General features: G+C 61.3%; 10 protein-coding genes and 1 rRNA gene. 4 read left to right on the top strand and 7 right to left on the bottom strand.

Annotated features, from left to right (window positions below; translation table 11 throughout):
* Together ABX74_RS09055 and ABX74_RS09050 are read left to right on the top strand one after the other, a co-directional pair.
* Positions 1 to 399, top strand: a 399-nt coding sequence (locus ABX74_RS09055) for a DUF1449 family protein (protein WP_047888697.1), incomplete at its 5' end; no start/stop codon positions are given.
* Between the two features lie 11 nt (positions 400 to 410).
* Positions 411 to 1,982: a flotillin family protein gene (locus tag ABX74_RS09050; protein WP_020906004.1), complete on the top strand. Its 1,572-nt coding sequence runs from the start codon at positions 411 to 413 to the stop codon at positions 1,980 to 1,982.
* Between the two features lie 49 nt (positions 1,983 to 2,031).
* Here the strand turns inward: ABX74_RS09050 and ABX74_RS09045 are convergent, their stop codons facing one another.
* Both ABX74_RS09045 and ABX74_RS09040 read right to left on the bottom strand, forming a co-directional pair.
* Positions 2,032 to 3,306, bottom strand: a complete 1,275-nt coding sequence (locus ABX74_RS09045) for an MFS transporter (protein WP_029254359.1) — start codon at positions 3,304 to 3,306, stop codon at positions 2,032 to 2,034.
* Entirely contained in the window at positions 3,306 to 3,950 is a 645-nt protein-coding gene (locus ABX74_RS09040; RefSeq protein ID WP_047888695.1) for a GntR family transcriptional regulator, read from the bottom strand. The genes ABX74_RS09045 and ABX74_RS09040 overlap by 1 nt, the downstream gene beginning before the upstream one ends.
* A 175-nt stretch (positions 3,951 to 4,125) precedes the next feature.
* On the opposite strand from ABX74_RS09040, the gene ABX74_RS09035 reads away from it, so the two are divergent.
* Positions 4,126 to 5,247 (top strand): GGDEF domain-containing protein, encoded by a 1,122-nt coding sequence (locus ABX74_RS09035; RefSeq protein ID WP_019746669.1) that lies wholly within the window; start codon positions 4,126 to 4,128, stop codon positions 5,245 to 5,247.
* 14 nt (positions 5,248 to 5,261) lie between these two features.
* On the opposite strand, the gene ABX74_RS09030 is transcribed toward ABX74_RS09035, so the two are convergent.
* From ABX74_RS09030 to ABX74_RS09015, 4 genes are all read right to left on the bottom strand, one after another.
* Positions 5,262 to 6,059, bottom strand: a complete 798-nt coding sequence (locus tag ABX74_RS09030; protein ID WP_047888694.1) for an SDR family NAD(P)-dependent oxidoreductase — start codon at positions 6,057 to 6,059, stop codon at positions 5,262 to 5,264.
* Between the two features lie 77 nt (positions 6,060 to 6,136).
* The gene (locus ABX74_RS09025) at positions 6,137 to 6,835 is read right to left on the bottom strand and encodes a class F sortase (RefSeq protein ID WP_047888696.1); all 699 of its coding nucleotides are present in this window, start codon (positions 6,833 to 6,835) and stop codon (positions 6,137 to 6,139) included.
* Between the two features lie 129 nt (positions 6,836 to 6,964).
* A complete protein-coding gene (locus ABX74_RS09020) occupies positions 6,965 to 8,413 on the bottom strand; it encodes a hypothetical protein (protein ID WP_223257866.1) in 1,449 nt (482 codons plus the stop codon).
* A gap of 620 nt (positions 8,414 to 9,033) precedes the next feature.
* Positions 9,034 to 9,492: a carboxymuconolactone decarboxylase family protein gene (locus ABX74_RS09015; RefSeq protein ID WP_047888693.1), complete on the bottom strand. Its 459-nt coding sequence runs from the start codon at positions 9,490 to 9,492 to the stop codon at positions 9,034 to 9,036.
* Positions 9,493 to 9,541: 49 nt separating this feature from the next.
* Here ABX74_RS09015 and ABX74_RS09010 point away from each other — a divergent pair, with 49 nt between their 5' ends.
* Positions 9,542 to 10,933 carry a PLP-dependent aminotransferase family protein gene (locus ABX74_RS09010; RefSeq protein WP_047888692.1) on the top strand — a complete coding sequence of 464 codons (1,392 nt, stop codon included), beginning with the start codon at positions 9,542 to 9,544 and terminating at the stop codon, positions 10,931 to 10,933.
* Positions 10,934 to 11,244: 311 nt separating this feature from the next.
* Here ABX74_RS09010 and rrf read toward each other — a convergent pair.
* Positions 11,245 to 11,361: ribosomal RNA gene (gene rrf / locus ABX74_RS09005) — 5S ribosomal RNA — on the bottom strand.
* Positions 11,362 to 11,367: the final 6 nt, after the last annotated feature.

The following is an 11,367-nucleotide window of genomic DNA, read 5'->3' as shown; positions in this document are numbered from 1 at the left end:
AGCCTGACAACTTTGGCCACAGCACTTTTCGGCTTCGGCGCCGGCGGCGTAGCTGCCACTCTCGCGGACGCTCCGACGTTGGTAGCGGTTATTGCAGCACTCGCACTCGCCGCCGTTCTCGTTGTCGTCACGCGCGGCCTCCTTCTCCCCTATCTCCTTAAGCAACAAGATAATTCGCACATCGGGCGGGCTTCATACCACGGACTGTTGGGCACGGTCACCCTCACCATCGCAGCCGAAGGTTGGGGAGAAGTCTCGTTCGTCGACGCCGAAGGCAATCGCGTGCAGGCCAAGGCCGTCAGTGCACAGCCGATGGTTCTCACCACCGGCACCACCGTCTACATCGCCGATGTAGACGATCAATACCTTCACGTCGTCACGGTTGACGACGCGATCTAAGGACTCGATACATGCTGCCAATCATCATCATTGCGGTTGTAGTCGCAGTAATCATCTTCATTGTTCTCCCCGCGATCTACGTGAAGAACTACGTCAAGGTCCCGCCGAACGAAGTGGCGGTCTTCACCGGACGAGGCAAGCCGAAAGTCGTCCGCGGCGGTGCCCGATTCAAGATTCCCGGAATCGAACGCGTCGACATCATGTCGCTCGAGCCGTTCAACGTCAGCATCAATCTCAAGAATGCGCTCTCCAACGACGGTGTTCCGGTCAACGTCGAGGCAGTCGGCCTGGTGCGAATCGGTTCCGCCGACGAAGCGGTTCAGACAGCGGTGCAACGATTCCTGACTTCCGATCTGGACGAACTCCAGCAGCAGATCAACGAAATCCTCGCGGGCAGCCTGCGCGGAATCACCGCGACCATGACGGTCGAGGATCTGAACTCCAATCGCGATTCGCTTGCGCGCAGCGTGGTCGAGGAGGCAGGCGGCGACCTCGCCCGCATCGGCATGGAAGTCGATGTCATCAAGATCGCGGGAATCTCCGACTTCAACGGCTATCTCGAATCGCTCGGTCAGCGCCGCATCGCCGAGGTCAAACGTGATGCCGCGATCGGAACTGCTGAAGCAGAGCGTGATTCGCAGATCCAGTCAGCAAAGGCGCGACAGGCAGGTTCCGTCGCGCAGGCCGAAGCCGACACCGCGATCGCGAGTGCAAATCAGAAACGCGACGTCGAACTCGCTCGCCTGCGAGCACAGACCGAAGCCGAGAACGCCGAGGCCGACCAGGCCGGGCCCCTCGCGCAGGCAACAGCCGAGAAGGCCGTCGGCATCGCACGTGAGCAGGCCGAGGCGGCCCGCGTCGAAGCTCGCACCGAGGTCGAGCGTCGTCGCGCCCAGCAATCGGAAGCGGCATTGCAGGCAGATGTCATTGCACCGGCCGAGGCCGAACGCCAAGCCTCCATCGCACGCGCAGAGGGTGAGCGACAGGCCGCGATCCTCCGCGCCCAGGCACAGGCCGAGTCAGCAAGGCAGGCCGGCGGCGCTCAGGCCGATGCACGAAAGCTCGTCGCCGACGCTGTTCGCTCTGAGCAGCAGGCTGATGCCGACGGCCTTCGAGCACGTCTGGAAGCCGAAGCAGACGGCCGCAAGGTAGCGGCCGACGCCGTCCGTGCCGAGCAACAAGCCGAGGCGGATGGTTTGCGCGCCAAGCTCGAAGCCGAAGCTGCCGGTAAGCGTCAGATCGCCGAGGCGCTCAATTCCTACACCCCGCAGGCCGCGCAGTTGCTCACTCTGCCTGATGTTCTGGCAGCATTGGTCGACGCCACCGCAGCGGCGGCGAAGCCGGTCGGCGACATCGACCGCATCTCCATCGTCGGCGGCAGTGACGGGGCCCAGGGTTCGATCGGCTCGATCCTGGGCATCAGCCCCCAGGTGATCGCCGGCGTCATCGAAACTCTCGAAAGCTCAGGCGTCGATATCACCGGATTGCTCAACGGCCTGAACAAGACCGCATCGGTTCCGGTTGGTTCGGTACACAATTCGGTCCACAATTCGGAAAACGGTTCCGCAACTGTAGACGCGTGATTTCGCCCCGGTCCGCCGACTCTCGCAGGGGTCGGCGGATCGGACGGCATCACGCGCTCGGAAGATGTGAACGCGACTTGAAGAGAATCAGAATCAAGCAGGCAGCGGCGGCGGCTGATCCGAACAGAAGAGTCACCGTGTAGCTCAGCGCCGGAATGCTTTCCGACAGCATCGCCAGCAACGCAGGCACAGCAAAACCGATGTAGGTGATCGAGTAGAACACCGCGGTCAGTCCTGCCAGATCGTCCGGCCCCGCGATTCGCTGGATCTCCAGCAACCCGGAAACCAATGCCATGCCGTACCCGCAACCGAGGATCGCTGCAGCCACGATCGCGATCGCCACGGTCAGCGTCGACGCAACCAGAGCAGCGCCGGCCATACCAACCACCAGAAACACCAGAGCCACAACGGCGCCGCGCGCGCTGCGGTCGGTATCGATCTTGCGCCCCAACGACTGAATCGCGAAGCCGCATGTCAGCGCGACCATGCACAGCAGAGCTGAAAAGGCCACGGGCGCATCGCCACTGTGCCCGGTCATGAGCGCCGGAATAACTGCATACGCGACACTGGCAGCACCGAACACCCACGGCGCCAACGGAACAACGACGTAGAGGAATCTACGATGCCCTGCCGAGGGGATCTTGAGGTCGTCGATCAACCTGCGTCGGTCGGATTTCGCCTGTGCCGGTCGTGTTTCGGGAGCACGCCACAGCGCCATGGCCGCGAGGACGGTGATCGCGATGTGCAACACGTACGCCAACACACTCGGCAGGGGCGCCCACTGCGCCAAGATTCCCGCGGCACCCGCTCCCAAGGCGAAGCCGGCAGTCAGACTCATCGCTGCTCGCCTGGCACCCGCGCCTTCCGACGCCGTCGAATCCCAAGGTTGCGTGGACAACTCCTTGACCCAGGAGCCGCCGACGGCCATACCGATCCCCAAGGCGATGCCGCAGAGGATTCTTCCCAGAATGAGAGCGGCAGCGGAGTCGGCCCCGAAAGCGAGCAGCGTCGAACCGGCGATCGCGATTATCGGCGCGGGGAGCATGATCGGGCGTCGACCCAATCGATCGGACAGCGGGCCGCCGAGCAGCAGGGCCGGCACAATTCCGACGACGTAGGCGAAGAGGAAGAAGTCGACCATCACCGGCGAATAGCCGTGATCGAGTCGGTACATCACCAGCAGTGGCGTGAATTCGTTGCCGCCCCAGGCCGCGGCGAACATGCTGGCGGCAACGGTCAGCCACAGCCATTTTCCGCCGGTGCCACGTTCACTGCCTGGACGACGTTCGGCTGCGGTCCCAGCGTCTATCGTTTGGGTGCTCATCACAGAGTTCCTTCGAAGCCGAGGCCGTGCACCTGGCGCATGTGTGTGAGGACGGCAGTGTTGTATCCGTCTGCATCGCCTGTTTCTACGAGGTCGGTAAGCGCGGTGTGGTCGGCAAGGATGCGAGATAGTTGGCCGGGGTCGCGTGAGATCGACCGCGCTGTCATCCGTCGTTGCCTGTCGCGCAGACTCGCGTAGAACGAGTCGAGCAAAGGGTTCCCACCGGCGGCAACGATCATCTTGTGAAAGTCGGCATCGGTCGCGCTGAACGCGGCAACGTCCCCGCGATCAGCAATCTCACGTTGCTCGATCAGATTCGCGCGCAACGCTGCGACCAGCGCTTCACGTGCGTGCGGTCGGACCGACACCACTCGAACGCTCTGAGTCTCGACGAGTTGTCTGGCACTGACTACGTGTTCCGCTTCCCCATCCGCGACCGGGACGATCAGCGCCCCCTTCTTCGGGTAGAGGCGCATCCAACCTTCCGACTCGAGACGCAGAAACGCCTCACGCACCGGCGTTCGGCTCACATTGGTCCGAGCGGCGATGTCACCCTCGCTGATCAGCTCCCCGCCGGCGAGTTCGCCGGAAAGGATCAGCTCCTTGACTTCGCGGAAGACGGTTTCCGAAGCGGAATACAACATAGACACAAGATGTATTTATACTCCACGCTGGCGGAACCCAGACATTCGGGTCGCCGATCCGAACATCTCGGTCCAACACGGCATCGATCCAGCTAGCATTGCAAGGTGCCAGACAGAAGAGGAGTCAGTTCACGATGAACGGCGCACGCTCCCGCCATCGCAGACTGATGCACTCATGACGTCGCAGATGAAGTCCATGAGGACCCTGACCCGCGAGTGGCTGGCCCTCCCCGATCAATACGACCGATTCACTCGCTATCTCCGCGACAACGGCCTCACGACCGCCACCCGGCTATTACTTGGCATCATTGTCATCGGACTGGGCGTGTGCGCACTACTCAACAGATTCAGTCCGGCCGGTCCGACAAGCACGATTGCGCTGTTCTTCAACACTGTTGTCGTGATCTCGTGCTTCATGGTCGGAGTCTCATGGTGGGTCTTCGGCCCGACAAAGCGCCGCTCGTTCGGTTTCGTAGTCTTCTGCGACATCGCAGTCACGATTTCCGTACTTGGAGATTCCTCGCAGCTTGCGCGATTACTGACCTGTGTCATCTACGCGCTGATCGGTATCTACATCGCCTATTTTCACAATCCGAAGTTGCAGATCGCACACCTGACCTTCTCGGTTGTGATGATCGTGGTGGCTGCGCAGCCGATCCTCTTCGGGCCGGAGCGAGATCCTGCGCTCGGAGTTTCGAAAGTGCTGGTTGTCGTCACCGCACTCGTGGTCTGTGCATTCATCTCGCAGATCGTGCTGACGATGCTCAGCATGGACGCGTCCAGCTCCGACCTCGATCCCCTCACCGGGCTCCTGAACCGTCGTGGCCTCGACCGCCACGTCGAGAAGGTACTCGCGGAGTTCCAGCGTCAGGAATCGGCGGCACTACTCGTGATCGCGATAGACATCGACCGGTTCAAGACGATCAATGACGTCCACGGTCACGACGTGGGCGACCGCATAATTCTCCGGGTTTCACAGCGGTTGTCCGCCTGGGCACATGCCGATGCTGTTGTCGCGCGGGTCGGCGGCGACGAATTCATCCTCGCTCAAAGACTTTCCGTGCCGGCCATCGGCCCGATGCTCGACTCGATCGGACCGGCAATGCACTCGAATACCGACGAGATACCGTCGACATCGAGCATCGGAATCGCCGTGCGTACCCACAAATTCGTCGCCGGAGAAGAGCGTGCAACAGCGTTCACCGACATGCAGAAAGTCGCCGATTCGGCGATGTACGAAAGCAAGAGACTCGGCGGCGGACGCGTTCACACGATCGTCACCACCGCGAGCAGGTAGCAGTACGTGAGTTATCAGTAATAAACCGGCCCCGGCACTCCTCCTCCCACGGCCACTGCGTCACCGGTGATAGCGATGCTTCGCGGCGATGCCAGGAAGGTCACGACGTCAGCCACCTCTTCGGCGTCGATGATCCGGTGTATCGAGTTCGTCGCAATACCCCGCTCCACCTCTGCCTGCGAGCGGCCGGATTCTTCCGACTCGCGCGCAATCCGCGCGGTCAACCTCTCGGTCCGCGTCACGCCCGGATGGACGACTGTGACGTTGATTCCCTTGGGGCCCAGCTCGTCTGCAAGATTTTTGGTCAGCGCAGACACACTGACGTTGCGGATCGTGTGGGCGATCGAGGTTGCCTGTCTGGCACCCAAACCGCTGATGTTGATGATCCGACCCCAACCCTGGTCGATCAGATACGGCGCTACAGCACGCGCAGTGCGCAGGTAGCCGAGCACTTTCACTTCGACTTCGTCGCGCACGACGTCGTCTGTGGTCGCCTCGAAATCCGTCGGCTTTCCGGCGCTGAACGGAGTCGCTGCGGAGTTGACCAGAATGTCGACGCCGCCGAACTCCTTTACTACTTGCCGCACCGACGCTTGAACTGCGTCGTCGTCTCGTGTGTCCGTCACGACTCCGGTCGCACGAATTCCGAACTCCGAAGCCAAATCTCGGGCAACATCCACGACCGTTTGCTCAGTGCGCGCGAGTATCGCGATGTCGACCCCTTCAGCGGCCAGACCTCTGGCGATTGCCAGACCGATCCCCTTGCTACCACCGGCAACGATCGCACGCTTTCCAGACAGGTGAAGATCCATACCTGCGACACTATCCAACAGGCGATCCCCGATCTCTACGAAGAGGGATCGGGGACCGACTGGATTGTTTCTGTGTCTCAGACCATCAGATCCGCGTACAGGTAGACATTGTCGGCGTAGTTACCCACGCCGTCCTCGAATTGCAGTTCGCCGCCGCAGGTTACGACTGCCAACTTGCGAGGGCCCTCCGGGCCGGCCAGCACGCTTTCCTCCACGCCATCGGCCTTCGGACGCGTCGTCACCGCAGTCACCTTCCACGACGTGCTCTTGCCCGTCGCGTCGGATGTACGGATCACTTCACCCGGTTCGATCGTGCCCAGGTCGAACAGTGCACCGTTACCCTGGCCGGTCAAATTGACATGTCCGGCAATCAAAGTCGTGCCGGTGACCGAGTCGAGCGAGGCGCCGTCGAGCCAGATTCCGACGTTCTTGACGTTCTCCGGCGGAGTGAGAACTCCTTCCGGCACGGTGGCGTCCACGATCGGCGCCTGAACACCGACCGGGTCGAGCGAAAGGGTGTTGGGAGTCATCAACTCATCCGAAGGCGCCACCGGATTCGTGGAGTGCGACATGACAACTCCCGGACTCGGCGGGATCGCAGCATCGTCATCGGAGGATCGCAGGCCGACGAAGGCCATGGAAGCGCCGGCGACCACCACCGCGATGAGAGCCAGGATGAACGCGACACGACGCCCCTTGCCGATGTTCGCGGGCTGATCGTGGTTGGGATCGTCGTATGGATTGGATGGATTGGGATCCGACTCGTACATGGTCATCGAACTGTCTCCTGCGGGATGAGGCACCCCCGGCGCCTCTTGCGAATTGACGCCCCCTGCGTCTGATCTGTGTCGGCACCGATCACACGAATCGTGACCGGTGCCGACGTCTACTACATCTGCCTGGCGTCAGGAACGCTTGCGGCGGAGAGCAACTGCTCCGGCAGCAGCCATACCGACAAGCCCGAGGCCCGTCACTGCGACGGCGACGTTGCGGCCTGAATTCTGTTCAGCGGCACCACCGTCGATGGCAACCGGGCGAGGTCCGGTGGCCTGCTTCGGAGCCGACGGCGCCGGAGCAGCGGGAGTTGCAACCGGCTGCGACGGAACAGGCGCACCCGGAACTACGGGCACGACCGGCACAATCGGAACGATGGGCACGATCGGAACAATCGGCACGATGGGCACAATCGGAACGACCGGAGTTGCAGGCGTCGTGGTTGCCGGTGTCGTTGTTGCCGGTGTCGTCGTTGCGGGTGTCGTCGTGGGCGCTGCTGCATATCCGACGCTGGCAGACGCATTCATCAACGCCGGCCGAACGGTGTCGAACGACGCGAAGACCTGGCACTGTGCGCCTGCCGTGTTCCAGTGCAGGTTCTCGACCGAATCCGGAATGACGCTTGCGGTCACGGAGTAGTCACCGCCGTCCGCAGCGGTGAGGCATAGATCCACGGCAGTCGGTGCGTCGCCGCGGCCGTCGACCGTCAATTGGTTTGCACTCAACGTTGCCTTGGCGTTGTCGCCACAGACGGTGAGTTCGGTGCCCGCCGAGGACTGAACATTGATCGGCTTCCGGTACATATTCGTGTTCAGGGTGAATACGGCAGTCTCGCCTGCCTTCAAAGTTCCCGTCGCGGGCGTCTTGCGAACGAGGTCGAGCGTCTGCGTGACGTTCATGATCTCGACGATGCGAGCTCGCTCGTCGTCGCCGATGTTCCTGTCGCACAGGCTTTTGAAATCGGCCATCAGCGGATTGTCGTAGTCCGAAACGCACCACACCAGCGTCTGCCGCGCCGAACGCGCATCCTCACTGCCATTTCCCGAAACGACGCCGTCGAGCTTGGCGGGATTCTGCAGCAACCAACTGATGACAGCGAGATCGTCGGCTGACAGATCGGGATTGCCCGATGACGGAACCGTCGCACCCATCTCGTCGTTGTGCTTGTCCACGGGCAAACCGTTTTCGTCGACGCCGGCACATGGATCGAGATCGAAGTCCGTGCAGTACATCCATTCCGACTTCGCAATTCCGTCGACGTCGCGGACACCGCAGACCGGAGCATCCACCGCGGCCGATGTACCCCGATCGGTGGTGCCGTACATCGGCACGATGTTGCCGTCGTTGAAGTGATCCAGCCGAATGCCGGAGATGTCGAGCATCTGCTCTGAGGGCGTGTACTCGGTGCCCTCACACAACCCGGCGGTGAACGCCGGAGCAGCCGCGGTTCGCACCGGCATCGGCGCGGACACAGCTGGTGAAGCAAAAGCAACGCTACTACCGGCCACCGTTACGGCAATAGCTGCAGTTAGCGAGAGCCGGAGAACAAGCGGCCTACGCCGTGAACCAGACACAGTCATCAAAGCTTCCCTTTCAAGACATTTCGGTAGCGGGAAGGTTGCTTGGATTCCCAAGACCACGCCACCCAGCGCTCACTTCCGAGAGGATCGGCTGATCGCTTTTGGCAACCAGCCAGTTACTAGATGGCAATGTAGTGCATGTTTCAAGAAAGTCCACACGATCGTCGAGCCCCCGTACGCAGCTTGAACCTCCGGACGACGAGTTAGCCAACAAGATGACTGTACCTTTGTCCAACCGCACAACTATCGCGATCAACTCAAAATTTGCTCACGTAACCGGGGCGTTCCCGGCATTCCTCCGACGCTAGCCGGTCGGTAACTCGGACATTCTAGGGAAACTCACAGGAAGGGGCGTTTTCAGCGCGCACACAAAAGAAGGGGCCCGCAATGCGGACCCCTTCACCGGAACTTCCAACCGAGACTGCTTTGTCTGGATTCAGACAACTTGCAGATACTCGGAACAATCCACCGATTCTCTAAATGTGATTTGCCTCACATTTAGAGAATCGGTTGGTTTTGTTCACACTCTAAACCAATCTTTTGGTCCTCTTTGTGTCGATTACCCAGATCTTCGACGGCGGCAATCTGCACCCGATAGAGAGCGGAGTACGAGCCTCGGATCAGTCTCGGACCGGAGGCGCCTTCCTTGTGGTAACCGCAATGCGATTCCACGCATTGATCGTGAAGATGACGCTGATGAGCTGGGCCAGTTCCCCGTCCGAGAATTCGCCGGCCGCCTCGCTGTACACCTCGTCCGGAACGAAACCGTCGGTAAGGACTGTCACGGACTCGGTCAAGGCGAGTGCGGCGCGTTCGCGATCGGAGTACATCCCTCGCGCTTCTTCCCACGCGTTCAGTAGGTAGAGCTTCTGCTCCGTCACGCCGACCTTTCGGGCGTCGCGAGTGTGCATGTCCAAGCACCATGCGCAATGATTCAGCTGCGACGCACGCGTGAGGACCAGCTCGACGAGCGTCGGCTCCAGCCCCTTGCGCGCAGCGGCATCCAACGCAATCATCGCCTTGTAGACCTCGGGCGCCAGCTTTGCGATATCCAGTCGTTGTCCTGTTGCTGTAGTCATACTCAAACCGTAATCCCGGAAAGACCCCGAAACATGGTTCAATCCGGTGATGAATTCATGGGCCAATCTTGGGTTCGATCTGCATATCGAGCTGCCACAGGGAATCGGGGTTCGCGCTGCGCTGCTTCAGACGCTTCGCGACGCGATCGACAGTGGACTGTTGAAGCCCGGCACCAGACTCCCGCCTTCTCGCACCCTCGCACTCGATCTCGGAGTTGCCCGAAACACCGTTGCGGACTGCTACGCCGAGCTCGCCGCCGCTGGTTGGCTTGTCACACGGCCGGGTTCCGGGACCGTAGTCGCCACGCTCGCCAGCACACACAGTCGCGAGGTCGATCCATCGCCGACCCGACGGCGCTTGACCTACAGCCTTCTCCCCGGATCGCCGGACGCGTCGGCGTTTCCCCGCACTGCATGGATTTCGTCCGCCAGACGTGCTTTGACCACCGCGCCGACCGACGCTTTCGCGACCACTGATCCCAGAGGCCGAGTCGAACTCCGAAATGCCCTCACCACATACCTGAGCCGCACCAGAGGCGTTCGCGTCGATCCGAGCCGCATTGTGATCAGTGCCAGCTCGGGTCACGGGATCTCCCTCCTCGCCCGTGCACTCGGAGGAACGATTGCGGTCGATGCTTTCTGCCTTCACCTGCACCGACACTTGCTCGTCGACGAAGGACTGCTGACAATTCCCATTTCGGTCGACGAATCAGGCACTTGCACAGACGAATTGGCGTCAACACCTGCTGAGAGTGTTCTGCTGACGCCGACGCATCAGTTTCCCCTCGGAGGTCCCCTCACGCCGGCGAGGCGCGCGACCGCTCTCGAATGGGCCTCGACTACCGGTGGCGTCATCATCGAGGATGACTACGACGGCGAATTCCGTTACGACAGAAAGCCTGTCGGCGCACTCCAAGGAATCGCGCCGCAGCACGTTGCATACCTCGGCACTGTCAGCAAGACACTGTCGCCGGCCATTCGCATCGGATGGATGGTGTTGCCGGACAGGCTGATCGAACCCGTCCTCGCAACAAAGGGACCCTACGAACGCTGGGTAAGTTCAACGGATCAATTGACCTTGGCAGACTTCATTGAATCCGGAAGATTCGACAGCCATATTCGAAAGATGCGTACCTCTTATCGACGACGACGCGATCAACTTGTTGCGACCCTTGCACAGCAAGTACCCCGGGTCAGGGTCGCGGGGATCTCCGCGGGTCTTCACGCTGTGATCCGCCTTCCCTCCGGCACCGAACAATCTGTTCTTGCGGCGGCGCAGGCGCGCGATCTCGGGCTCGAAGGGTTGTCCGTCTTCCGACATCCCGACGTATCGTCAGTCGGCGGTGACGGCATCGTCGTCGGTTACAGCACGCCGACGCAGTCGCAGTACTCCAGAACGCTGGATGTGCTCTGCGAGGTGCTGCAGGAGGCTCTGCGATAACGCCTGTCGGATCTGCCCATCCGCTCACCTGCCCTGCCCTGCCCTGCCCTGCCCTGCCCTGCCCTGATGGAGTGAACGTACCGTTCATCTCGTTGGAGGCGGTGAGAGTGTCGTTCACTCGATCCCGGACGGGGTGGTGAGCCGGCCGTGCTCTTCTGCTCGTGATGGTGTGAACGGTACGTTGGGTCGATCTGAGGCGACGAACGTACCGTTCGCTCGAAGCCGGGGGTGCCGGCGACGGGATGTTTCGGGGTGTTTTGGGTACGAGAAAGCCCCCCAACCATCACTGGTTGGGGGGCTTCTCAAGTTGTGTTCGGCGGTGTCCTACTCTCCCACACCCTGTCGAGTGCAGTACCATCGGCGCTGAAGGGCTTAGCTTCCGGGTTCGGAATGGGACCGGGCGTTTCCCCTTCGCTATGACCGCCGTAACTCTA

This window comes from Rhodococcus sp. ARP2 (genome assembly GCF_001029585.1).
Lineage (GTDB): Bacteria > Actinomycetota > Actinomycetes > Mycobacteriales > Mycobacteriaceae > Rhodococcus_F > Rhodococcus_F erythropolis.
This window is presented reverse-complemented; position numbering and strand designations above follow the sequence as displayed.